23 protein-coding genes are annotated in these 23,694 nt (G+C 55.6%); 7 read left to right on the top strand and 16 right to left on the bottom strand.

The genetic code is table 11. The features are described from left to right. Window positions 1–240: 240 nt before the first annotated feature. The gene (locus ABH899_RS03020) at window positions 241–1,401 is read left to right on the top strand and encodes a cation:proton antiporter (RefSeq protein WP_218228489.1); all 1,161 of its coding nucleotides are present in this window, start codon (window positions 241–243) and stop codon (window positions 1,399–1,401) included. Between the two features lie 151 nt (window positions 1,402–1,552). On the opposite strand, the gene ABH899_RS03015 is transcribed toward ABH899_RS03020, so the two are convergent. Continuing rightward, complete coding sequence (locus ABH899_RS03015; RefSeq protein ID WP_009673019.1) at window positions 1,553–1,861, bottom strand: hypothetical protein; 309 nt, start codon at window positions 1,859–1,861, stop codon at window positions 1,553–1,555. Between the two features lie 50 nt (window positions 1,862–1,911). Beyond that, window positions 1,912–3,267, bottom strand: a complete 1,356-nt coding sequence (locus ABH899_RS03010) for a sensor histidine kinase (RefSeq protein ID WP_369993871.1) — start codon at window positions 3,265–3,267, stop codon at window positions 1,912–1,914. Between the two features lie 197 nt (window positions 3,268–3,464). Between ABH899_RS03010 and ABH899_RS03005 the strand changes: the two genes are divergently transcribed. Both ABH899_RS03005 and ABH899_RS03000 read left to right on the top strand, forming a co-directional pair. Further along, window positions 3,465–3,929 (top strand): MarR family winged helix-turn-helix transcriptional regulator, encoded by a 465-nt coding sequence (locus ABH899_RS03005; RefSeq protein WP_009673009.1) that lies wholly within the window; start codon window positions 3,465–3,467, stop codon window positions 3,927–3,929. Window positions 3,930–3,947: 18 nt separating this feature from the next. After that, entirely contained in the window at window positions 3,948–5,573 is a 1,626-nt protein-coding gene (locus ABH899_RS03000) for an MDR family MFS transporter (RefSeq protein ID WP_369993868.1), read from the top strand. Window positions 5,574–5,813: 240 nt separating this feature from the next. On the opposite strand, the gene ABH899_RS02995 is transcribed toward ABH899_RS03000, so the two are convergent. The 3 genes from ABH899_RS02995 to ABH899_RS02985 form a co-directional block, all read right to left on the bottom strand. Then, window positions 5,814–6,524: an SOS response-associated peptidase gene (locus ABH899_RS02995; RefSeq protein ID WP_369993865.1), complete on the bottom strand. Its 711-nt coding sequence runs from the start codon at window positions 6,522–6,524 to the stop codon at window positions 5,814–5,816. 131 nt (window positions 6,525–6,655) lie between these two features. Next, window positions 6,656–6,940, bottom strand: a complete 285-nt coding sequence (locus tag ABH899_RS02990; protein ID WP_369993863.1) for a hypothetical protein — start codon at window positions 6,938–6,940, stop codon at window positions 6,656–6,658. Between the two features lie 155 nt (window positions 6,941–7,095). Next, on the bottom strand, window positions 7,096–8,640 hold the full coding sequence (locus ABH899_RS02985; RefSeq protein WP_369993861.1) for an HD domain-containing phosphohydrolase: 1,545 nt from the start codon (window positions 8,638–8,640) through the stop codon (window positions 7,096–7,098). Window positions 8,641–8,850: 210 nt separating this feature from the next. Between ABH899_RS02985 and ABH899_RS02980 the strand changes: the two genes are divergently transcribed. The 3 genes from ABH899_RS02980 (at window position 8,851) to ABH899_RS02970 (ending at window position 10,957) form a co-directional block, all read left to right on the top strand. Beyond that, window positions 8,851–9,255 (top strand): YhjD family protein, encoded by a 405-nt coding sequence (locus ABH899_RS02980; protein ID WP_369993858.1) that lies wholly within the window; start codon window positions 8,851–8,853, stop codon window positions 9,253–9,255. 98 nt (window positions 9,256–9,353) lie between these two features. Next, complete coding sequence (locus ABH899_RS02975; protein ID WP_369993856.1) at window positions 9,354–10,601, top strand: DNA polymerase IV; 1,248 nt, start codon at window positions 9,354–9,356, stop codon at window positions 10,599–10,601. After that, the gene (locus tag ABH899_RS02970) at window positions 10,598–10,957 is read left to right on the top strand and encodes a YolD-like family protein (RefSeq protein WP_369993854.1); all 360 of its coding nucleotides are present in this window, start codon (window positions 10,598–10,600) and stop codon (window positions 10,955–10,957) included. The genes ABH899_RS02975 and ABH899_RS02970 overlap by 4 nt, the downstream gene beginning before the upstream one ends. Window positions 10,958–11,171: 214 nt before the next feature. On the opposite strand, the gene ABH899_RS02965 is transcribed toward ABH899_RS02970, so the two are convergent. The 5 genes from ABH899_RS02965 to ABH899_RS02945 all read right to left on the bottom strand — a co-directional run bounded on the left by ABH899_RS02965 (window position 11,172) and on the right by ABH899_RS02945 (window position 16,855). Beyond that, a complete protein-coding gene (locus ABH899_RS02965; RefSeq protein WP_009672620.1) occupies window positions 11,172–11,459 on the bottom strand; it encodes a stage VI sporulation protein F in 288 nt (95 codons plus the stop codon). A gap of 331 nt (window positions 11,460–11,790) precedes the next feature. Then, window positions 11,791–13,836, bottom strand: coding sequence for an ATP-dependent DNA helicase RecG (gene recG / locus ABH899_RS02960; RefSeq protein ID WP_009672599.1), 2,046 nt, complete (start codon window positions 13,834–13,836; stop codon window positions 11,791–11,793). 1 nt (window position 13,837) lies between these two features. Continuing rightward, complete coding sequence (locus ABH899_RS02955) at window positions 13,838–14,692, bottom strand: DegV family protein (protein ID WP_218228482.1); 855 nt, start codon at window positions 14,690–14,692, stop codon at window positions 13,838–13,840. A gap of 15 nt (window positions 14,693–14,707) precedes the next feature. Continuing rightward, window positions 14,708–16,477 carry a DAK2 domain-containing protein gene (locus ABH899_RS02950; protein WP_369993850.1) on the bottom strand — a complete coding sequence of 590 codons (1,770 nt, stop codon included), beginning with the start codon at window positions 16,475–16,477 and terminating at the stop codon, window positions 14,708–14,710. A gap of 18 nt (window positions 16,478–16,495) precedes the next feature. Then, a complete protein-coding gene (locus ABH899_RS02945; RefSeq protein ID WP_009672588.1) occupies window positions 16,496–16,855 on the bottom strand; it encodes an Asp23/Gls24 family envelope stress response protein in 360 nt (119 codons plus the stop codon). 283 nt (window positions 16,856–17,138) lie between these two features. On the opposite strand from ABH899_RS02945, the gene rpmB reads away from it, so the two are divergent. Then, window positions 17,139–17,327: a 50S ribosomal protein L28 gene (gene rpmB, locus ABH899_RS02940; protein ID WP_009672666.1), complete on the top strand. Its 189-nt coding sequence runs from the start codon at window positions 17,139–17,141 to the stop codon at window positions 17,325–17,327. A gap of 82 nt (window positions 17,328–17,409) precedes the next feature. Here rpmB and spoVM read toward each other — a convergent pair whose 3' ends face one another. The 6 genes from spoVM to rlmN all read right to left on the bottom strand — a co-directional run bounded on the left by spoVM (window position 17,410) and on the right by rlmN (window position 23,436). Next, the gene (gene spoVM / locus ABH899_RS02935) at window positions 17,410–17,490 is read right to left on the bottom strand and encodes a stage V sporulation protein SpoVM (RefSeq protein WP_036739476.1); all 81 of its coding nucleotides are present in this window, start codon (window positions 17,488–17,490) and stop codon (window positions 17,410–17,412) included. Between the two features lie 258 nt (window positions 17,491–17,748). Further along, on the bottom strand, window positions 17,749–18,411 hold the full coding sequence (rpe, locus tag ABH899_RS02930) for a ribulose-phosphate 3-epimerase (RefSeq protein ID WP_326053627.1): 663 nt from the start codon (window positions 18,409–18,411) through the stop codon (window positions 17,749–17,751). 1 nt (window position 18,412) lies between these two features. After that, on the bottom strand, window positions 18,413–19,414 hold the full coding sequence (gene rsgA / locus ABH899_RS02925) for a ribosome small subunit-dependent GTPase A (RefSeq protein WP_369993846.1): 1,002 nt from the start codon (window positions 19,412–19,414) through the stop codon (window positions 18,413–18,415). 39 nt (window positions 19,415–19,453) lie between these two features. Further along, a complete protein-coding gene (pknB, locus tag ABH899_RS02920; RefSeq protein WP_369993845.1) occupies window positions 19,454–21,595 on the bottom strand; it encodes a Stk1 family PASTA domain-containing Ser/Thr kinase in 2,142 nt (713 codons plus the stop codon). Next, window positions 21,592–22,353, bottom strand: coding sequence for a Stp1/IreP family PP2C-type Ser/Thr phosphatase (locus tag ABH899_RS02915; RefSeq protein WP_009672585.1), 762 nt, complete (start codon window positions 22,351–22,353; stop codon window positions 21,592–21,594). Before ABH899_RS02915 ends, pknB begins: the two co-directional genes overlap by 4 nt. 15 nt (window positions 22,354–22,368) lie before the next feature. Next, window positions 22,369–23,436, bottom strand: a complete 1,068-nt coding sequence (rlmN, locus tag ABH899_RS02910; protein WP_369993842.1) for a dual-specificity RNA methyltransferase RlmN — start codon at window positions 23,434–23,436, stop codon at window positions 22,369–22,371. Between the last annotated feature and the right edge of the window lie 258 nt (window positions 23,437–23,694).

Genomic DNA, 23,694 nt, shown 5'->3' with positions numbered 1-23,694 from the left:
TCTTAGGCATCTTGCGAAAAATGGCTTGCCGGTACGTCGTCTGTCTATCCCCACCTGTTTCCATTGCTTTCACCCGCCCTCCCGGTGTATAATTGTAGCAACTTAAAATTGCAGTTCCCGGAGGAGCCTGTCACCAAGGCCTTGCTATGTCTACATAGCGGGTTTTGGTAACGGGCTCTTTTTGCATGCTTTTCCGGATTCCGGGACTACAATAAGAAAGCAAGGAGTGTGAGGCGGTACGTGCTAATTTTTCAACTGGCTATTATTTTGCTCGCATCGAAACTGGCCGGGGATATCAGTGTCCGGCTGGGTCAGCCTTCGGTTCTGGGAAAGCTTCTTATCGGGATTGTGCTGGGACCTAATCTTCTCGGACTTGTGTCGAATACGGATGTGCTGCAGGAAATCAGTCAAATCGGGGTCATTCTGCTGATGTTCATCGCGGGCCTTGAGACCGATACGGAGGAGTTTAAACGTACGGGCAAAGCCTCCGGTTACGTCGGAATCGCTGGCATTATCGTCCCGTTCGGCCTCGGTTATCTCGCCGGCATCCTGCTGAATCAATCTCCGCTGGAAGCTTCGTTTCTCGGCCTTCTCCTGTCCGCGACCAGCGTCAGCATCTCGGTCCAGGCGCTCAAGGAGATGGGCAAGCTGAAGTCCAGAGAAGGAACGACCATCCTCGGAGCGGCTGTCATCGACGATGTGCTGGTCATCATCGCGCTCGCTTTTCTGATGAGCATGGCGGGCGGAGACGTTAATTTAGGCATGATTGTCGTGAAAAAAGTCGTTTTCTTCGCGGCCGCTCTTCTTTTCGCCTGGAAGGCGGTCCCTTGGATCTTGAAAAAATTCGCTCCCCTTCGTGTCACGGAAACGGTACTCTCCGCCGCTCTTATCATCTGCTTCGGTTACGCCTATTTTGCGGAATATGCCGGAGTTGCGGCCATTATCGGCGCTTATATCGCCGGAGTCGCCATCAGCCTGACGAATTACAAGCACGAAGTGTTCGAAAAAGTGGAGACGATCAGCTACTCCATCTTCGTTCCCGTTTTCTTCACGTCCATCGGAGTTACCGTGCAATTTCAGGGAATCTCCTCTTCGATCGGGCTTATCGTGATCCTCAGTCTTCTTGCCATCGCGACGAAGCTGGCCGGTTCCGCCATCGGCGCCAGACTCGCCGGTTTCAAGTGGCGCAGTTCACTAGCCATCGGTGCAGCCATGGTATCCCGCGGCGAAGTCGCCTTGATTATTGCCGCCATCGGTCAGGAGTCCGGACTGCTTTCCGAAGAAATGTTCGCGGTCATTGTCGTGGTCGTTCTCGTGACCACTATCGTCACCCCGCCGATGATGAAGCTCTTTTTCAGCGAAAAGAGCGCCCCTGCCGCGGCACGGAATACCGCCGAGTAATTTGCGCCTGACACAAAAAAACGCCTCTCAGCCCGTTAGAATCGGCTGGGAGGCGTTTTTGCACACCGCGCGCAAGTTTCGCTCGCGCGGTGAAGTGTCGCATGACCGGGCACCCGCATGCATGCAAGGCTTCCGGTGCGCGGTGCAAGCTTCACGAAGTCTCGCACAACGCGCGGCGTGAAGCCGGGGAAACGTTCCGGCTTTCCACGACCTCGAAGTGGTAGATCGTGTTCCGGGTGAGCACCCGGAACTCCGCTCCGTCCCGGTCGATGGCTTGAACCCGGGTTGTCTGGAAAGACCGGAAATCGTCCACCCGGCAGAGTACCATGGAACTTCCCACTTCCGTGGGCTTCATTTCTTGCAGGATGGTTCCGAGCATTTGATCGTATCGGAATGAGGTGGCGCGTTTAGGCGTCATACCGTCATTTTCATAAATTTGCAGCAATTTAAGGTAGCTCATCGTCGTCCCTCCTCATTTGAAGGTATGCCCGCAGCCCTTATTCTATCCGGTTAAGTTCCGGTAAATATAGGCAGACGGACGGTAAAAGACGTTCCCTGACCCGCTTCGCTTGTGACCCGGACACTTCCGTTATGGGCCTCCACATACTGTTTGACCAGAGCCATCCCAAAGCCCAGCCCCGGTTCGGAAGCCGCGGCGGCCGACGGATAAGCGGTCCGGTAAAAGCGCTCGAACAGATGCGGAATCTCGTCGTGCGTAAGGCCGGCTCCGTCGTCTCGGACGGTGACGGTCACTTCCAGATCGTTGACGGTGACCGATACGGAGGCCGACGAACGAGCCAGCCGTACGGCATTCCCGAGCAGATGGCCGAACGCCTGCTCCAGCTTGTGGCGGTCGCCGTAAAGGCTGACCTCCCTGGACGGCGAGTAGCGCAGCTCGATGCCGGAGGCGCGCGCTTCCGCCTCTAAGCGGGCGATCAGCGGATCGAGGCTCGCCCGCAGCGAGAACCACTGCCGTTCCAGCTCCAGGTGGCCGGATTCGGCGAGCATGAGCTGCTGCATGTCGTTCACGAGCGCCGACATGCGGCTGACTTCTTCGAAGAGTGCCGCCGCCTTATCGGTCGTCAGTCTCTTCTCTTCGATCTGCGCCTGCTCCAGGCTGGAGCGGAGCACCGTAAGCGGACGCCGGAGCTCCTGGGTCAGATCGGCGACCATGCGCGGCCGCACGGTTTCCATCTGCCTCAGCTTGTCCTCGATGCCCGTAAGCAGGGCATCGGCTTCCGCCGTCCTGGCGTTTATGTCCGTGCCGCCGTTTTCTTTGCCCCGCCTGAAGGAGGGCTCCGGTCCGTCTTCTCTCGCAAGAACGGCAAGACGGAAAAGGATACGGTCGAGCACCGCTTGAAGCCGGTTGTCCCCCCGTTTCAGATAGAGGCCGGCTGCAGCTCCGACGAGCAGGGAGCCCGCCAGAACGGCGGCCCAAAACGGCGGCTCCGGATGATGGAATGGCGCGGCGGGCAAGCTATAATAACCCAGAGTCCGGTTGCCGTCCTTAACGGTTCGCAGGTCAATGCGGCCGGCTGCAGGGTCTTCCTTATCGGAAGAAGACGATGCAGCCGCGTCGAAGAGCAGCTTCTGATCGGCATTGTACAGGCGAAGACCGGCTTCTCCGGCCAAGCGCTGCGGGTCTGAATCTTCTTTTAACTGTTTAATTACGGAAGACCAATTTTTATCGACGCCATACATGGCATTTAAATACGAATCCCAGAACAGATGGTTCCGGCTGTTTGCCTTCTGCTGCTCCGTCCAGAGAAAAGCGTACGCTTGTCCGATTAGGATGCAGGCAGTCAGCAGGCCCAGCAGGGAGCCGATCCATACCGGTTTTCTGTGTTGGTTTATCGTCGTTCTCATCTATACCCTCCGCAACTATACCTGCTTTTTTCATTGTAGCACATCGGGATAGCGTTTTGCTTCTTTTCCGGCAGAGCGCTCCGTTTTTTGTAAACAGAAGGATTGACTTTTTTATATACATAACTTAATATTTATATAGTTTAAATAATAACTAGTGAAAATAATTTTTCGAATTTGAAAGGAGGAGACTATCTTCCGTGCTTGATAACGAAGATTACGTAGCCCGGATTTTGCGGGCCACGATGTCCTTTTACCGACGGATCGGGCCTCAGATGTCTCATTTTAAAGAAATGGGGCTGACCGGCCCGCAATTTCACGTGCTGAACTGGATCTCGGAGACAGGGCCGGGTAAAATCACCAAGTTGGCCGAAATGATGGAAGTGAAACCCAGCGCCATTACCGTCATGATCGACCGGATGGAACAGAACAAGCTTGTCGTCCGGCATCACGATGAGAACGACCGCCGTGTCGTCATGGTATCCCTTACGGAACACGGACAGAGCGTTCTTAAAGAAGCGAAGCTTAAATCTTTCGAAGTTATCAAACAGTATTATTCTCGGCTCGACCAGGACGAGCTGGAGTCGCTGATGAAAATTTCCGAGAAGCTGCAAAATATCGCCGGAAATGAAGATGACACAAACGGAAAATGCTGCAAATCATAGAGAAACGGAGTTTAAACAATGGGAGAACCACTTAAACTGAAGCAAGACGGGCAAGAAATGACCAAACACCGGGGCATGCTGATAGCGGGTCTGATTATCGCCATGCTTTTCGGAGCCCTGGAAGGAACGATCGTAGGCACGGCTATGCCGCGGATCGTCGGAGAACTCGGCGGTCTCGGTTATATGACATGGCTGACTACCGCCTACATGCTGACTTCCACCGCGGTTGTGCCGATTGCCGGTAAACTGGCCGACCTGCTGGGCCGCCGCGTCGTTTATGTGACAGGACTTATCATATTCATGGTGAGCTCGGCGCTTTGCGGAACGACGGACAGCATGGCCCAGCTTATCGTGTACCGCGGCATCCAAGGTATCGGCGGCGGTATTATGATGCCGATGGCGATGATTATTATCGGGGACTTGTTCACGGGCAAGGAGCGCGCCAAATGGCAGGGCGTTTTCGGCGGCCTCTACGGGCTGGCTTCCGTAATCGGCCCGCAAATCGGCGGCTGGATCGTGGACGGCCTCAACTGGAGATGGGTGTTCTACATCAATCTGCCCGTCGGGATTATCGCCGTTATCTTTATTTCCATGGGCCTCAGCAAGCACAAAACACAAGGGCCCGTCAAGTTCGACGTAGCCGGCATGTTCACCATGATTGTCGGGGTCGTCAGTCTCCTGCTCGGTCTCAGCTTCGGGGGCAGCGAGTACCCGTGGCTGTCCTGGCAGATTATCAGCCTGTTCGTTCTGGCCGTTATCGCCATCACTGCTTTCATTAGGATCGAATCCCGCACGGAGGAAGCGATCCTTCCGGTGCGATTGTTTAAAAACCGTACGTTCACCGTGCTCAACGGCATCGGCTTCCTGATGAGCATCGGCATGTTCGGCGCCATTATTTTCGTGCCGCTCTTCATGCAGGGGGTTGTCGGTGTCAGCGCCTCGGCGTCCGGCACCATTATGACCCCGATGATGGTTACCATGATCATTGCCAGTATCATCGGCGGGCAGATCGTCTACAAAATCGGGCCGAAAGTCCAGATCAGCATCGGCATGATCGTGATGGCGGCGGGATTCCTTCTGCTGACGACGATGAGCATGGATACGACGAAGCTTACCGCTACCTTGATTATGCTCATAATCGGACTTGGCATGGGGCTTGTGATGCCGATCCTAACACTCGTTCTCCAGGAATCGTTCCCGAAATCGGAGCTGGGGGTCGTCACATCGTCAAGCCAGTTCTTCCGTTCCATCGGCGGAACGTTCGGGATGACCATCCTCGGGGCGATTATGAATCATAAATCGACCAGCCAGTTGACCGACACGCTTGTTCCCGTGCTGCAAAAGCTGCCCGAGCAGGCCAAAGAACTGACGACCAAATTTACGGAAATGATTCATACGAATCCGCAAGGGCTGTATACATTTCTGTTCAGCCCGGAAGCCATGAAGGAGATGCCCGCGGAGTTCTTGAAGACCATTGCTCCGATTCTGAAAAATTCGCTCGTCTCTTCTCTGCACTCCGTCTACTTGTTCGCACTGATTTTCATCGTACTGGGAGCCGTGCTGACGGTTGCCGTACCGAAAATCAAACTGACCGAGCGAAAAAAAACGGATCCGGCAGGCAAAGCCGAACCCGCCGCGGAGTAAAATCATTCGAAAAAACGGGATCCTTCACGAGGATCCCGTTTTTTTTGGGTGTTTAGCCGGGCAGTGCCAAGCGCTATTTTACCCGGCGGTCGGTCGGGCCGGTTCAGTTAGATCAGATCAGTTCATTTCAGGTCAGGCTAATTCACACCTGCCTGATTGCGCACGGCAACAGACAGAACCGGTGATCCCGCCCGCTTCGCTGCTGCCGCACCGGCTCTTCCGGCCTGCCCGGGCCGCTTCTTACAGCAGCCACCCTTCCTGCACGGGGCTGTCCGGCGGCACGATCGGTTCGATCAGCTGCGGACTGTCATTGCGCACGTTCCCGACCAGCTGCGAAACCGGGTACGCCTCCATCTCTGCGGCTGGATAGGCCCGGAGCAAAGACAGCAGATCGACGGGGTCCTGAACCTGCCGGTCCAGCCAGAAAGCCTCGTCCTCCCGCCGCAGAATAACCGGCATGCGGTCGTGAATATCCGCCACGAGCGGGTTCGGCGCCGTCGTCAGCACAGTGCAGGTGCTGACGCGCCGGCCGTCGGGCGAAAGCCAGGTGTCGTAGAGACCGGCCATCGCAAACAAACCGCCGTCTTTCAGCCGGATTCGCATCGGCTGCTTGAGTCCCCCCTCCCGCTTCCATTCGTAAAAACCGTCAGCCGGAATAAGGCACCGCTTGCGGCGCAGCGGGATGCGGTAAGCGGGTTTGTCCGCCGCCGTTTCCGCGCGGGCGTTCAGCATTTTGGCGCCGACGCTTTCTTCCTTGGCCCACTCGGGAATCAATCCCCATTTCAGCTCGCCGATCCGGTTATTCCGGCCGTCGTTCACGACGGCAAGCACCATCTGGCCGGGAGCTACGTTATATTTCGGTCTATGATAAGGAATGCCCGGCGCATCGAAAAGGCCGAAGCGGGCCATAAGCTCCTCTACCGTTACCGTGATCGTATACCGTCCGCACATGGACATTTCCTCCTTATTCACACAAGTTATGTACAGCCTAATACAACGGCGGGTTGAATTCAAATAAAAACGAAGCCTTCGAGGGACCAAGTTCTGGGTGTCCCATGCTCCCGGCAGCCTCCCCGGCATGCTCATTTATGAATACGATCAAAAATATGCCGCTGCATTTGATGAGCCAGATCAACCGTACCCGCGTCTTTACCGTTTTGTAAAGTCCACTGTATAAGCACCATCGCATTCGCCGCGTACAGCCGGGCCAGGTAGTCGGTCGGAACGGCCGGTTCTTTGTCCAGATAAGAAAAACAAGCATCGTATAAAATCCCCTCAAACTGCGCACGCAAATCCGCCAAAGGCACATGGACATTTAGCAGGGTCGTAAGCTCCGTTTTATCGGCTGCCGCCTGATCTATAATCATTTCAATGACTTCAGCGGCATTACGCTGTTGCATCGACTCAAAACGCGGGGCAATTTCTTGTTTGAACGAACAGGCATGCCGGTTCACGATTTTTCCAAAAGGTCGTATTTATCTGTGAAATGACTGTAAAAAGTGGATTTCCGGCTTCCGGTAAGTCAGCCGGCGTGTTCGCGCGTTCTTTCGGCTCCGGCGGATTTATCCAGCCCGCCTTCTTCTTCCAGCCAGCCGATAAACAAGGTGGCGAAGTGGGGATCCCACTGCGTGCCCCTTCCTTCTTTCAAAATGGACAGCGCCTTCTCCGCGGACATGCCTTGGCGGTAGGGGCGGTCCGAGGTCATCGCGTCATAAGCGTCGGCAATGGCAATTACCCGGCCGAAAAGCGGAATATCCAGGCCCTTGAGACCGTCCGGATAGCCCCGGCCGTCAAATCGTTCGTGATGGGAACGGACTCCCGGCAGGAACGGAGCCATCAAGCTCTGCGGCTCGATCTGCCGCAGGATTCGTTCTCCCAGCGCGGGGTGCATCTGAATTTGGGCAAACTCGTCGTCCGTGAGCCTCCCCTCTTTTAACAGCACGGTGTCGCTGATTCCGATTTTGCCGATGTCATGCAGCAGCGCCGTTTTGCGCAGTTCCTCCAGGTCGTGTTCGGAGAACCCGGCCAGACTGCCGATCCGGACGGAATAGCCCGCGACCCTTTCGGAGTGTCCAGCCGTGTAAGCGTCTCTGGCATCCAATGCGGCGGCCAGCGCGGCAAAATAGCCCGAAATCAGTTCGTGGTTGATCCGGTCCCGTTCCCGGAGTCCTTCCACCATGTGGTTAAAGCCCGCCACCAGGCGCGAAAACTCATCGGGATAAAGATCCGGCGCATGAATAGCCAGATTTCCGGCCCGGACTTCTCCCATGACTTTATGGATCTGTCCGATGGGATGCTCGATATCCCGGGAAAGCAGCCAGGCGCCGAGCGAAGCGAACAGAATGCCCAGTAGGATAATCATGGCATCCCAGTTCCAGTAATCCATCAGCAAAGACGTATCCTCCCGGACCAGACGAAGCTGAACGGTCAAATAATACAGGAAAAGCGGGAAGGTACCGATCAGAAACGCGCTCCACTGGAACTTTTTCCGGATCGAAAACAACACTCTGCCGTCCAGAGACACCTCCGCGCCGTGCAGCCGCAGAGCAAGATCGTGCGAATGCCGGAGCGCCGGACGGATGGAATAGGCGGTCAGAAAAAATTCAATCATCGCATGCATGCACGCTACAAGCAAAGCGCCGAGCACGGCGAGCGTCAGGTCAAAATAACTGATCTCCAGCAGGCCCATACGGATCGCGCCCACGGCCAGTACGACGGCAGGCAGAACCATTCCGAACAAGTGCGGTCCGAAAATCCGTTTGACCGCCAGCACCGGAAGCTGGTGAAGGCGTATATAAGCTTCCTTTATTTCGTCGAGAGCGGGACTATGTTTGAGAAAAACCGCACGGACCGGCCTCATCTGACGGGCAAATACGGTCAGTTCGGCCCCTATCATCACAAGGAGCGAAACGCCCAGGATAACCAGCATGACGGACATTTCGCGACTCGTCGCCCGCAGTGCGGAATAGATCAGAACGCTGCCTACTCCCAGCACCGCAATGGCGGAGCCGATCAAGTAATTGCGGAGCAGAGCCAACAGAAGCCGCCGGTATGTATATGTTCGCAAAATGCGTCCCCTCTCCCAATCAATGGCATGTTACTCTCTTTTTATTGTACATGAGCTCTTTTATTACGGATGCACGCAAAAGGATCGCTAAACTGGCGAATTTCACTCAAAAATTCCAAATAATTCTCTTCTTGAAAATCGAATATATGTTCGGTATTCTGAATATACTACATAAGAACATATGTTTCCATACCCAAGGAGTGAGACATCATGCAGCCGCCTTTGCAAACCCGTGACGATTCGATGCTCGTTAAGCGGTATGTGCTGCTTCCGGTTCTGTTAGACGTACTGGAAAAAAACATTTCGCTGCTGGAAAGCTCCGGCAAACTTCCAGAGCCGCTGATCGGCCATCTTCGCCTGATCCAAGATCGCGTCACGGCCGACATGGCTTTTTTGCGCAAGCAGTTCCGCCGGCGGGGCATCCGGATTTACGAGGAAAGGCGCACGACAGATGGGTTGAACGTCGCTTACATATGCCGCGGGTATCACCACCGGTTTTCTTTGCTGTGGCGACTGATCCGCGCCGAAGTCGTTACCGCACTGGAGGTGTACCTGGTTCCTGCCGCCGGGCCGGACACCGAAAACACCGGGCAGGCAAACATTACCGGTTGTTAACCGAATAAACGTTCGTGTATGGTTAATGATAGACGAGAACATAAGTTCCCTTTGTTCAAATTCATTTTCTCATTCCGACAAAATGGCAGGTGTTACCGATGACCGCCTTCCCCGAGCAAGGCAAACGTGTAATCATGCTGGCGGACTGCCAGTCTTTTTACGCATCCGTGGAAAAAGCCGCCCATCCCCAATACCGCGATAAGCCTGTCGTCGTAGCGGGCGATCCCGCCCGCCGTTCCGGCATTATTCTGGCCGCCTGCCCCCTCGCTAAAGCGCACGGCGTCACAACGGCCGAAAGGCTGGGCGAGGCCCTCCGGAAATGCCCCGAGGCCGTAGTCATCCGTCCCCGCATGGAAGAGTACATTAAAGTCTCCATGCAGATTACGGCCATTCTTCAAACGTACACCGATCTCGTGGAGCCGTTCAGCATTGATGAACAGTACCTTGATGTGACGGGGAGCCTGCATCTCTTCGGCACGCCCGTGGAAATCGCCAGAGATATCCAGCAAAAGGTGCTGCAGGAAACCGGTGTATGGACGCGGATCGGCATCAGCGAAAATAAAGTGCTCGCTAAAATGGCCTGCGACAATTTCGCCAAGAAAAACCGGGAGGGCATCTACGGGCTGCCCAAAAGCGAAATCGCCAGTCTCTGGGAGCTGCCCGTCAGCAAAACGTATCTGATCGGCTCCCGGATGACCCGGCATCTTAACCGTATGGGCATCCTTACCGTCGGCGACTTGGCCGGAACCCCGCTGGCCCGTCTGCGCGCCCGCTGGGGAATCAATGGGGAAGTCATCTGGCGGGTAGCTAACGGCATTGATCCTTCTCCGGTAACCCCTCAGACTCACGAGGGACAGAAGGCCGTCGGCCATCAGATGACGCTGCCCCGCGACTATGCCACGGCCGAAGAAATCAAAGTCGTGCTGCTCGAGCTCTCCGAGCTGGTATGCCAGCGCTGCCGGGCCAAAGGCTGCCAGGGCCAAGTGGTCTCCGTAGGCTGTCAGGGCGCGGATTACGACCATCCGAGCGGTTTTTACCGCCAGATGAAGCTGCCGGACCCGACGCAGCTCACCGATACGGTCTACGAAACGGCCCAGCTGCTGTTCCGCAAGCATTGGGACGGCCTCCCCGTACGCAAGGTCGGAGTCACGCTGGGAGACCTCGTGCCCGATGATCAGTACCAGCTGCTGATGTTTGGAGACGAGGAGCGCAAAATCGCTCTGGAGCGGGCAACCGATACGATCCGGCAGCGGTTCGGAAGCACAGCCATCATGCGGGCGGTTTCCGCTACTCCGGCCGGCCAGGCCAAAGACAGATCCCATAAGATCGGAGGTCATTACAAGTGAAATCTTCTTCGGCCGGTTCCAAGACAGGCAAGAAGCTTCAGGGAAACGGTCTGTATGAATCGTCCCGCATGATGCTGCCCGAACACAAGGAAGCCTACCTGCGCCACCAGCGGGAACTGAACCGCCGGGCTCACCCGTCGCTGGAAGACGAAGAGCGCCAGCGCATAGGCAGTCTTCTGGCCCGGGCGAAGACAACGGGGCGGGTACTTACCCTGACGGTATACGCTCCTTTCGAGGACGAGGAAATAACCGGGATCGTCCGGCGCATCGACCCTCTGAAGCAGGAAATCCATCTTGAAGCGCCGGGAAATGTGCGCCGGCTCGCTTTTGACGATATTCTCAAAATCAGCGATTAAAAGTGCGGTTTCCGGGGACAAAGTAAAATCCGGAATAACTGCTCAGAATACTAGGATTAAAGCAAGGCTTTTCGGACAAATCTGCGGCAACAAATGAAAAAGCAAAAAAACCGTCTCTCTTCTTTATCGAAGAATAGACGGTTTTTTTGTAGATTGGCACGAAAAATAACGGAACCTTCCGTGTCTACTCCTCTGCAGGAGCGGCCTGCTTTTTTTAACGGAACATTCCCCACAGTTTTAATAAATGGAACGTATTGTTGGGGTCGATTTTTTGGGCGATGACAAAATCAATCAGAGACGACGACTGGGCCTGGGTAAGCGGTTCGCCCAGCACTTTGGAAAACTGGGCGACGAAAGCGGCGACTTTCTGACGGTTTTGCAGATCGTACTTCGTGACCCCTTCCAGCAGTCTTTTAACGCGTTCTTTAATTTCCGGGTTTTTCATTTTCCATTTCACGCGTTCGACCAGAGCCGGATCGATACCATATTGCTGATAGCTCACTTGAACACCTCCCCGTTATCCATCCCTGCTAACATATGTCGGCAGCGGCTCGGATGTGCCTAGATTTTACGGCTGGAAAAGCTTACGGCCCGTCCCCCAGCGGGATCGCACTCTCGTCTAAGTCTCATTCAGCAAGACGATTCACCGGGATTTCCGACCCCGGTCACCAAACACGGGCCGCCTCACGCAGCAAAGAAGCGATTCGACTACGGCAGGAACAGTGGTCAACCACATGTGACGACGTCAGACCCCGATGCGCCGGAAGCATCACGCGGCACAAAAAAAACCGATCGGCAGCTGCCGGTCGGTTTCTGTCTGTCTAAGCCGTTTATCAGTCCATAATATCCCCGTCGAAAATGAGCTCGCGCTGGAGAAAATCACGAAGTGGAATATACTCCGCCGCCGTCCAGAACTCCGGCCGCGCTACAAGCTCGGCCGCATCGTCACGGGCCAGCTCCATCGTTTCGAAGTCGACCATCATGTCGGCGATCCGGAAGTCGGGCAGGCCGCTCTGCTTCGTGCCGAAGAAATCTCCGGGCCCGCGAAGCTCCAGATCCCGCCGGGCGATTTCGAAGCCGTCCGTCGTATCCGTCATCGCCTGCATCCGCTCCTTGCCGACTTCGGTTTTCGGATCGGCGATCAGGACGCAGAACGACTGGTGCTCCCCGCGTCCGACCCGGCCCCGCAGCTGATGCAGCTGCGACAAGCCGAACCGATCCGCGTCGTATACGACCATGAGTGTCGCATTCGGCACGTCCACACCGACCTCGATGACCGTGGTGGATACGAGCGTGTGGATCTCGCCGTCCTTGAACCGGTGCATGATCTCGTCCTTCTCGGCCGCGGCCATCCGCCCGTGCAGCAGCCCGACCTTTAGATCGGGGAACGCCTGCTGAAGCTGGACGTGTACGTCTATCGCGTTCTGCACGTCCAGCTTCTCCGACTCCTCGATCAGCGGGCAGATCACGTAAGCCTGGCGGCCCGCATCCGCTTCCCGGCGGATAAAGCCGAGCACCCGGTCGAACATCTCGTGACGCACCCAATACGTTTTGATCGGTTTGCGCCCCTTCGGAAGCTCCCGGAGCGTCGAGACGTCAAGATCCCCGAACGCGGTAATCGCCAGCGTCCGGGGAATCGGCGTCGCCGTCATCGTCAGCACGTCGGGGTTCATCCCTTTGCGCCGCAGAATGCTGCGCTGGTTTACCCCGAACCGGTGCTGCTCGTCGGTGACGACAAGCCCCAGCTTGCGGAAGAAGACGTCTTCCTGGATGAGGGCATGCGTGCCGACCAGAATGTCGAGCATGCCCATTTGCAGGGACGCGAGAAGCTCCCGCCGCTGGCGGGCGGTCGTGCTTCCGGTGAGCAGGGCGACCTGCAGCCCGTAGGGCTCGAACATGGCCGTCAGCGAGCGGTTATGCTGTTCGGCAAGGATCTCCGTCGGCACCATCAGAGCGCCCTGGCAGCCGGCCGTTACCGTCGCGTAGAGCGCCGCCGCGGCAACGACCGTCTTGCCCGCTCCGACATCGCCCTGAAGCAGGCGGTTCATCGTGTAAGGCTCCTGCATGTCCTGCAGGATCTCCGCGATGACCTTCTTCTGCGAGGGCGTCAGCGTGAACGGCAGGCCGCGCACGAAGGCACGCACCTTCGGGAGATCCACCTGCTGCGCGAGCCCGTCGGCGCGGTTACGCGTAATGGCCCGGAAGGCGTGCATTTTGAGCTGAAACAGGAACAGTTCCTCATACACCATCCGGCGCCGGGCCTCGTTCCCGTCCTCCGTTCCCTGGGGGCGGTGAATGATCTCCATGGCTCTTCTGCGGGGCAGCAAGCGGTATTTGCGCAGCAGTTCCGCCGGCACGATCTCGCTTACCATGGCGCTGTACTGAGTAAGAGCCTGAGCCGTCGCCTTGCGCATAAAATGCTGGGTAAGGGAGCCTCCGACGGAATAGACCGGCTGCAAAGTGCCGGTCTTGGAAGTTCCCCTATCGGGAAATTCGGAATCCGAAACCGTCATCTGATGACGGCGCTGGTCCCACTTGCCCGTCAGGACAATTTCACGCCCGGGAGCAAGCTGGTCTTTCAGGAACGGCCGGTTAAACCAGACGGCGGTAACAAAAAAGTGGTCAATGACCACTTTGCAGCTAAGCCTGTTTTTACGGCCGTATCTTTGCAGGACAGGCTCGGACATGATCTTGCCCTGCACGGTAATTTTCTCTCCGTCCTTGACCTGGGTCAAATCGCGGATGGAATAATCTTCGTAGCGGAACGGGTAGTACTCGAGCAGATGAGCAACACGGGTGATGCCAAGAGCCTGGAGTTCTTCGGCCTTCTGTCCGCCGATTCCGCGGACTTCCGTAACCGGAATTTCGTTAAGTTCCATGTCAGGCCGGACTCACGAATGCAGCTACGGTCCCCGGTCCCGCATGGGTTCCGATAACCGGACCGATGGTGATGTACTGCATGCTCTTGATCGTAAAGTTCTGCTCGATAAGGCGGTACAGCTCTTCCGCCGCTTCCGTGTTGTTCGCGTGTGCCATGCTGATGTGAATGTCCCCGCCGGGAATGTCCCGCCGCATCATTTCGATGATCCGGGCCATCGCCTTCTTCTGCCCGCGTACTTTATCCACCGAAGCGATTTCTCCCTCGGGATCTACGGACAGAATCGGCTTAATGTTGAGCAAGGAACCGATCAAAGCGGACGCTTTGCCGATTCTGCCCCCTTTTTGCAAATATTCGAGCGTGTCGACGAGGAAGTAGATGACGAACGATTCGCGGATTTTCCGCACGATCTCCACGCATTCTTCCAGGCTTTTGCCTTCCCGGGCCGCTTCTGCGGCGGCCACGACAAGGGCGCCGATTCCGTAACACGCCGTTTTGGAATCAATCACTTGTACGCGGTCTTCCTCGTCCAGCATCGACTTGGCCAGCAGGGCGGACTGATACGTCCCGCTCATGGCCGACGACAGATGGATGGACAAAATTGTGACCTCGGGATCTTCGGCCAGCAGTTTCTCATAGAGCGCAAGAAACTCCGCGGGCGAAGGCTGAGAGGTTGTCGGCATGCTGTGAGCGGCGACCAGCTTGTGATAAAACTGCTCCGCATCCAGGGTAACCGCATCCAGATAAGTTTCTCCGTCGAGGTGGATTTTGAGCGGAACCATTTCAATACCGAGTTTTTCACGGGTAGCTTTCGGAATATCCGACGTGCTGTCCGTTACAATACGAACACGGCTCATATGCAAACCCCTCTCTTACTCTACGGAAAATATATAGGCGTACAGCGGCTGTCCGCCCGGATGAAGCTCGATCTCCACATTCGGATACTGGGCTTCGATATAAGCGGTAAGCTGCTCCGTCTGCTCGTCGCCGGCATCCTCGCCCGTCAGGATCGTCACGATCTCGGCTTCGCGGATCATATGATCCAGAAGCTTCCGGCTCGCTTCGACAAGCTCCGGTTCGGATACGACGATTTTGCCGTCCTCAATGCCGATAAAATGGCCCTCTTTGATTTCGATGCCGTCGATGGACGTATCGCGAACCGCAAAGGTAACCTGACCGGAACGAACGCCTCGAATCGCTTCATTCATGGTTTGTTCGTTGACGTCGGCGCCTGCTTTTTCTTGGAACGCCAGAATGGAGGCCAAGCCCTGCGGAATCGACTTCGTCGGGATAACGATAATCCGCTTGTCTTCCACAAGATCCTGCGCCTGCTTCGCGGCCATGATGATATTGGAGTTATTGGGCAGAATAAACACGGTTTCCGCATCGATCTGCTCAATCGCCTTCACAACGTCTTCCGTGCTCGGGTTCATCGTCTGTCCGCCGGACAAAACGACATCCACGCCTACGCTTGTGAAAATCTCCGTAATGCCCTGGCCCAGAGCCACGGCCACGAATCCGTACGGCTTGAGTTCTTTGGCGGCCGGCACCACCGAGCGCTGCGCTTCCTCTTCGGCGGCACGCTCGTAAACCTCAGCCGCTTCTTCCAGGATATGCGAATGCTGATCGCGCATGTTCTCGATTTTGATCCGGGTCAGATCTCCGTATTCCATGGCCAGATTCATGACTTGTCCGGGATATTCCGCGTGAATATGAACTTTGACAAGCTCATCGTCCGCCACGACAAGCAGCGAATCCCCATGCTTTCCGAGCTGGCTGCGGAAATTAATTTCGTTGAATTCGAGGCCTTTCGTTTTGCCGGGAACGACCTTCAGCAAAAACTCGGTACAGTAGCCGAATTCGATGTCATCCGTAGACATATGAAGCTGCGCGGGACCCGTGCGGTCCATGTGATGGGCCTCGGGAGCGAGCTGCAGCGTCGCAATGTCCTTGTCCTTGGCGGTCTGTCCCAATACGGGCGCATCCGCAACGATAAAGGAAGACGTATCCTCCTGCGGCTCGCCGTTCAGCGCGGAAACGAATCCTTCGTAAATGCAGACCAGGCCCTGTCCGCCCGCGTCGACTACACCTACCTGTTTGAGGACAGGAAGCATGTCCGGCGTTTTGGACAAGGTTTCGCTCGCCTGCTTCAGCACCTCTTCCACGAGCTCTGTGACGTCCGCACAGCGTCTTGCAGAAGCGACGGCATGCTTCGCCGCCTCCTTGGAAACGGTCAGTACGGTGCCTTCCACGGGTTTGACGACCGCTTTATACGCGGTGTCCACGCCCTGCTGCAGAGCCGCGGCAAACTGCTGCACATCGATCGCTTCCATATCATGCGTATACTTGGCGAAGCCTCGGAAAAGCTGGGACAGAATCACGCCGGAGTTGCCCCGCGCGCCCATCAGCAGTCCCTTGGACAAAGCTTCCGCCGCTTTGCCGATATGTGCGGACGGCTTGCGTTTCAGTTCCTCTACACCCGACGTAAGCGTCAGGTTCATATTCGTTCCGGTATCTCCGTCAGGGACCGGGAAAACGTTCAAACCGTTCACCCTGTCCACATTTCTGCGAAGGTTGTCAGCTCCAGCAAACACCATCTGCATAAAATCATTTCCATTTATTGTGTTAAAGCGCTTACTCAATGGTATTCTCCTTCCTGATTACCGGGATACCCTAACCCCTTGAACGAATATGTGAACTTCATCTACATGCAGACCCACTACTTCATTTAATACATACTTCACTTTGGTCTGGACGTTGTGCGCCACCACGGATATTTTGGTTCCGTAACTTACAATAATGTATAGATCAATCTCTACGCGGTCCTGTTCGCGGCGTACTTCCACACCCCGTCCCAGATTATCCCGTCCGAGCAATTCTGCAATGCCATCTTTTAATTGTTTGCGCGAAGCCATACCGACCAGACCGTAACAATCCAATGCGGCGGAACCCGCAAGTACGGCGATCACTTCATCGGTTACATGAATTTTACCTAATTCGTTGCTTACCTCGATTGGCATGGAAATACCAACTCCTTCAAAAAGGGTCAATAGGACTAATCCTCATTGTACTATAACCTATGGAATAAATAAATGACAAAAATGGCGCCTATTCGTTGACTATCTCTTTTTCGCTGTGCTATTATATTTAAGTGTGTTTATTGAATGCGGTAGAACGAAGCAAACCGATGCCCTGAACTTAAACAGGCCGACGAGCCACATGCTAACAAAAGCTGCCTTGCTGTGTGTTAGGTTTAGGCTTGCCATGCTGGCAGTTTCGTATACTTATAAGGAGGTGTCATTCATGTCTCGCAAATGCTATATTACTGGCAAATCCCCGAAGTCCGGAAACCATGTTTCCCACGCGAACAACAAAAACAAGCGTACATGGGGCGTTAACGTACAAAAAGTACGCATCCTGGTGGACGGCAAACCGAAGCGCGTTTACGTCAGCACCCGTGCCCTGAAATCCGGCAAAGTGGAACGCGTATAACGATCGCTGTAGCGAAAAGACAAAAAGCACCGTAACGGGTGCTTTTTTTCGTGCCTTTTAACAGGCGCAACGGCTGCAGCTATTAATTTTTGCTGAACGTGTTCAGTACGGCCTTGACAAAACCGCCCAAAAATTTCGGCAGCTTGACTGTGTAGAATTTCATCCTCTACCCCTCCTTCATGATTGCCGGCAAACCGCTCTCATCGATTCCAGTATATTCGCACATGCCCGAAAATGTGCTTGCCCCCGAAAACGAATACGCGGCTTTCATTCCCCTGCTGCGTGGGCATCCTGGCATCCTTTTATCCCATAAAAAAAAGGTTACAAGAATGCTTAAATTCTCGTAACCAAGTGTATGCCCCCGCCGGGGGATTTATGACACGTCCGTTCTGCAGCGGCCGCCGGACAAATGCGGCGGGCTTTAATTTCCCGCGGATTCGCGGATCAGGCGGATCGCTTCCGCGCGGTCGGGCCGGCCGAACACCGCATTGCCGGCAACCGCCATGGTGGCGCCTGCCTCAGCGACCAGCGGCGCGGTCTTTTCGTTGATTCCGCCGTCCACTTCGATCTCCACGTGATCCAGTCCACGTTCCCGGAGCTTGCCGCGAAGGCCGCGGATTTTGGAAAGCATGCCCGGTATAAAGGACTGCCCTCCGAAGCCCGGGTTAACGGTCATGATGAGGACCAGGTCCAGATACTCTTCCAGCACATGTTCGATAGCGGACAAAGGAGTGGCGGGATTCAGGACGACTCCGGCCTTGACCCCGTGCTCCTTGATCTGATGAAGCGTGCGGTGAAGGTGAGGACACGTCTCCACATGCACGGAGATCAAATCTGCGCCCGCTTTGGCGAAGTCTGCGATATATCTTTCGGGCTGCTCGATCATCAGGTGTACATCGAGCGGCAGGGACGTATGAGGCCGGATCGCGGATACGATAGGAGGACCCAGCGTGATATTCGGCACGAAGTGACCGTCCATGACGTCGACATGTATCCAGTCGGCGCCCGCTTTCTCAACCTCGCGAATTTCTTCGCCAAGCTTGGCGAAGTCGGCGGACAGAATGGATGGAGCTATGCGCAGCATCTTAGTACCTCCTCTTTTTCTCTTTCATTTCTTGCAAAAACTGCAAATAATGCTCGTAACGGCTTGCGCCGATTTCTCCCTGCTCCACGGCGTCGCGGACTTTGCAGCCCGGTTCGTGAAGATGCAGGCATCCCCGGAACTTGCACGTTTCGGCATAAGACTGGAATTCGCGGAAGCAGGACCCGAGGTCTTCGGCTTCCAGTTCGACGAAGTCAAGCTGACTGAAGCCCGGCGTGTCCGCGACATATCCGCCCTTGGCGAGCGGAATCAATTCCACATGCCGCGTCGTATGCTTTCCCCGGCCCAGCCGGTGGCTGATCTCGTTGGTCTGAAGATCCAGACCCGCTACGATTGCATTCAGCATGGACGACTTGCCGACCCCGGACTGCCCGGCGAATACGCTGATTTTGCCGTCCAGGTATTCCGCAACCTGGTCGACGCCTTCACCCTGCCGCGAGCTAGTCAGCATGACGGGGTAACCGATCTTGCGGTACAGCTCGACCGCGTCGGTAAGCCAGCCGGGCATGGACGGAGCGACAAGACCGGCGGAAGCGGATGAAGCCGTTATTGGGACAGCTTCGCCCTCTTCCGCACTTTCAGCGGCACTCTCCTCAGAAGAATCATCCGCAAGATCAACCAGATCCGCTTTGGTCAAGCAAATAGCCGCATGCAGTCCCGTATTCTCGATGTGGACGAGAAACTTATCCAGCAGCTGGAGGTTAAGATCCGGCTCCACAACCGAGAAGACGAGCATGGCCGTGTCCACGTTCGCGATGGGCGGGCGAATCATTTCGGATGTCCGCGGGTCGATCTCCGTCACCGTTCCTTCGCCGTTCTCCGTCGCTTCGTACTTTATCCGGTCTCCGACCAGCGGTGAAATCCCTCTTTTCTTGAAAACGCCTCTGGCCCTGCACTGCACGAGAGAATCGGAGCCGAGCCGGCTTCCCTCCGGTAGGACATAGTAGTACCCGCTGAGCGCTTTTACGATCAAACCTTGGGGCATTGCGGATCTCGTCCTCCTTTTTGAATCCCGATGTCGGTTCTAGTCATCTTTATCTTTGTTTTTATCCTTGTCTTTGTCCTTCTCCTTGCCTTTGCCCTTCTCTTCTCCGCCGCCGGAAACAAGCTTAGAGCCTCCGTTCTGCTGCATCGAAGTCTGCCCTCCGGTCTGCTGAGGAGTCGGTGTAGGCGAGGGACTGCCGGCCTGCTGGTTCAAGAAATCCTGGTAAGTCCGCGTCGTCACATTGACGACCTTGTCGTCTTCCTTGACGGTGATGACGGCGTTTTTGTCCGGCGCCACGATCACTTTAACATCGACTGCCGACGGCGAGGAGATGGTCTCGGTCCGGTATTCGCGGTTGTCGCCCTGGGCGTCGCTCACAAGCACCTTGAACGTGGATTTCTTTCCTTCCGACGAAGGAACCAGCGGCACGTTGACAACCATCTGCCCCGCTTCCTGCGGCATGCCGGAGCTTACGATCAAGCCGATGGCCTGGCCGACGGGAACGTCGTTATCCGGCTCGTAAGGGAACTGCTTGATGACTTTGCCTTTAGCGACTTTATAGCTGGGCTCTTCGGTGACGGCTCCCACCTTTAACTTGCTGACGCTAATCCGGCTGATGGCTTCTTCCTTCGACAGGCCGACAAGTGCCGGCATCTTGATCGTTTCTTTGCCTTTGCTTGCGATCAGCTTGACTGCGGCCGCGGCCGGATTCAGGTCTTCGCCTTCGCGCGGGGTCTGCTCCAGAACCGTATTCGCTTCCTGGTCTTCGGAGTACCGGTACGTAATCGAGATCTGATCCTCCTTGAGACCGAGCCCCTGGATCAGTTGAGCCTTGGCGTCATCCACGTTGTGATTGACCACCGAAATCATTTTCTTTAATTCAGGCCCTTTGCTGACCTTGAGTTTGACTTTCGTCTGCTCTTTGGCTTTCATCCCCGCCTGCGGATTCTGGTCGATAACGATTCCCGCAGGCTGTGGGTCGGCGACCTCTTCCACTTCGTAACCGAGCTTGGCGGCGGTCAGCTTTTCCTGGGCCTTCTGCAGCGTATCCGTTTTGACGTTAGGGACCGGAACCTCGGCAACGACTACTTTCCCCTGTACGTAATAAATAGCGCCGGCCAACAGCAGAGCGATCAGGACGAGTATCGTGACCCACAGGCCTGTCTTTTTCTTTTTCTTCGGTGGCGGGGACGATTTGGATGCGGCAGGCTCCGTTTTGCCCTTGACCGCCGATTCCTCCGCATCATCCTCGTCATCGAATATTTGCACCTGCTGATTAGGACGGATGGCGGGGAGAACGAGCGTGTTCTCGTCATCGTCATGATCGTCGTGATGAAAGCTTATTTTAGGTTCGTTGCGGCGTTCGGGCTGCAGACAGGTTTCCAGATCCTCCATCATGGCGCGGGCGGATTGGTACCGCTCATCGGGCTTTTTGCGCACCGCTTTGAGAATGATATTCTCCAGACTTTGCGGAATCATCGGATTAATCCGCCTCGGATCCTCAGCGTCTTCCTGCAGATGTTTCAAAGCCACACTGATCGGGCTTTCGCCGTGAAACGGAAGCTCGCCCGTCAGCATTTGATACATCACGATCCCAAGCGAATACAGATCCGATTTTTCTCCCGTATTGGTTCCTTTCGCATGCTCCGGCGAGAAATAGTGAACCGAGCCGACGACGGAACCCGTCTGTGTGATCGTAGAAGAAGTAGCCGCGCGGGCGATTCCGAAATCCGTCACTTTGACGCGGCCGTTTTTTCCGATCAGAATATTATGAGGTTTAATGTCCCGATGAATAATTCCGTTATGATGCGCATGCTCCAGAGCATCGCAGATTTGGGCCGCATAATGAACGGCTTCCTCGACAGGCAGCGGGGCCCGCTCTTTGATAATTTCGTTCAGCGTCTTCCCCTCGATATATTCCATCACGATGTAATGGAGATCGCCCTCCTGGCCCACGTCGTAAATGCTGACCACGTTAGGATGGGAAAGCGAAGCCGCCGCCTGGGCTTCCCGGCGGAAACGGCGGATGAACTCTTCGTCGTTCACGTACTGCTGGCGGAGCATTTTGACGGCCACCTTGCGATGGAGCAGGATATCTAGCCCTTTGTAAACAAGAGCCATTCCTCCGCCGCCAATGCGTTCCAGAATTTCGTAGCGGCCACCAAGCTTCGTTCCAATCATGCGGGATCCCCTCCCGAAGCGGGTCCTGAGTCTCCCGATGCAAGAATGATCGTGATGTTGTCGTCTCCGCCCGCATCCAGAGCAGCCTGAAGCAGGCTTTGAGCCATGGCTTCCAATTCGGATTCCCCGCGCACGATCGACAGGATCGTCTGGTCGTCGACCATTCCGCTCAGTCCGTCGCTGCAAAGAAGGAGAATATCTCCGCTCTCCAGGCTCAGATGCTGAACGTCTGGCTGCGCATCCGGTTCCGTCCCCAGCGCCCTGGTTAGTACGTTACGGCGCGGATGGCGCTCCGCTTCGTCCGGTGTCAGTTGGCCGTTCTTCAAAAGTTCGTTCACCAGAGAATGATCCTCCGTCAAACGGAGAATAGAGGGCCCGCTTATTTTATAGGCGCGGCTGTCTCCGATATGCCCCAGGACGGCCAGCTGTCCGGATGCCAGGAGAACGACGACGGTCGTGCCCATTCCCTGAAGCTCTTCCCTGGCGGAGGCATATTCGAACACCTTGCGGTTGGTCGAACGGATCGCTTCCTTCACGGCAAGCTTGCACTCTTCGACCGTCATCGAGGAACTCAGGGATTTGAGTTCTTCCCGGATGATATCGATGGTCATCTGGCTGGCGACGTCGCCCGCCTGATGACCGCCCATTCCGTCGGCCACAATGGCCAGGGAATACCCTCCGACGTCATGCTGAATAACGGCTCTGTCTTCATTTACGGACCGGACTCGGCCGGTATCTGTCACACTCACCATTTTCATCCGCATTTCACTCCGTTATTTCGCTTCCATATGCTTGGCCCGCAGTTGTCCGCAGGCGGCGGCAATGTCGCTGCCCTGCTCACGGCGTATGGTCGCGTTGATTTTGTTGCGTTCCAGAATGCGCTGGAAGTTAAAAATATCGTCGCGCGTCGTACGCACGTAATCCCGCTCCTGCACGTAATTGACCGGAATCAGGTTAACGTGGCACATCGGCAGTTCCTTCAGAACTTCGGCGAGTTCCTCGGCATGCTCGGCCTGGTCGTTCACGTTGCCCATCAGAGCGTACTCGAACGTGATGCGGCGGCCCGTTTTGGCCATGTAATATTTGCACGACTCGATCAGATCGGCGAACGGGAACCGGCGGTTAACCGGCATTAACTTGGAACGGAGCGCATCATTGGGCGCATGGATGGAAATCGCCAAATTGATCTGCGTATCCTCGTCCGCAAACCGGTAAATGTTCGGCACGATACCGCTGGTCGAAACGGTGATGTGGCGCTGGCCGATATTCAGGCCCTTCGGATGAATCATAATGTTTAAAAACTTCATCATCGCATCGTAGTTCTCGAACGGTTCGCCGATTCCCATGATGACGATGGAGCTCACGCGCTCTCCGGTCGCATCGAGAAGCTGCTGCGCTTTGACAATCTGGGCGACGATTTCGCCCGCGCGTAAATCACGCTTCAATCCGCCGAGTGTGGAGGCGCAGAACGTGCAGCCGATCCTGCAGCCGACCTGAGTCGTCACACATACGCTGTTGCCGTAGCTGTGCTTCATGATCACGGTCTCGATCGCGTTTTTGTCCGCCAGCTCGAACAGGAACTTCACCGTTCCGTCCTTCGACTGCTGCTTGGCGATTTCAGTCAGCGTGACGAAGGAAAAGCCGGCCTTCAATTTCTCGCGAAGCGCCTTCGACAAATTCGTCATTTCCTCAAAGTCCGTGACACGTTTCACATACAGCCAATCGAAAATCTGTCCGGCACGGAAGGCCGGCTCTTGGTTCTCCTCGGTCCACTGCTTCCAGTCTTCCAGACTGTAGTCGTACACAAAGGGTTTATCTACTTGCAAGGTTTTATTTTTCACAGTAATCACACCTAACTTATTTTCCAAATAAAAAAATGGGTTATCCAGCCGAATCCTTCCTATTTTAGCATAAAAGACGGCTGAACACACTAGAGCTCGGCGTGCGAGCCCAGTGTCGCTTGTAGGCAGCGGAAGAAGCTGCCCCCGCCTAGCGTGCGAAGCTGCAGCCGAAGCGTTTAGCGGGTTCATCCGGCTGCACGATGCAAAATCGCCAAACGGATGAGCCGGGCGGCAGAGGGAGAACTGCCTGCGGGCGCC

This window comes from Paenibacillus sp. RC84 (assembly GCF_041260495.1).
Taxonomy (GTDB): Bacteria; Bacillota; Bacilli; order Paenibacillales; family NBRC-103111; genus Paenibacillus_F.
The sequence above is the reverse complement of the archived record's forward strand: the minus strand, read 5'-3'. Positions and strand labels throughout refer to the sequence as shown.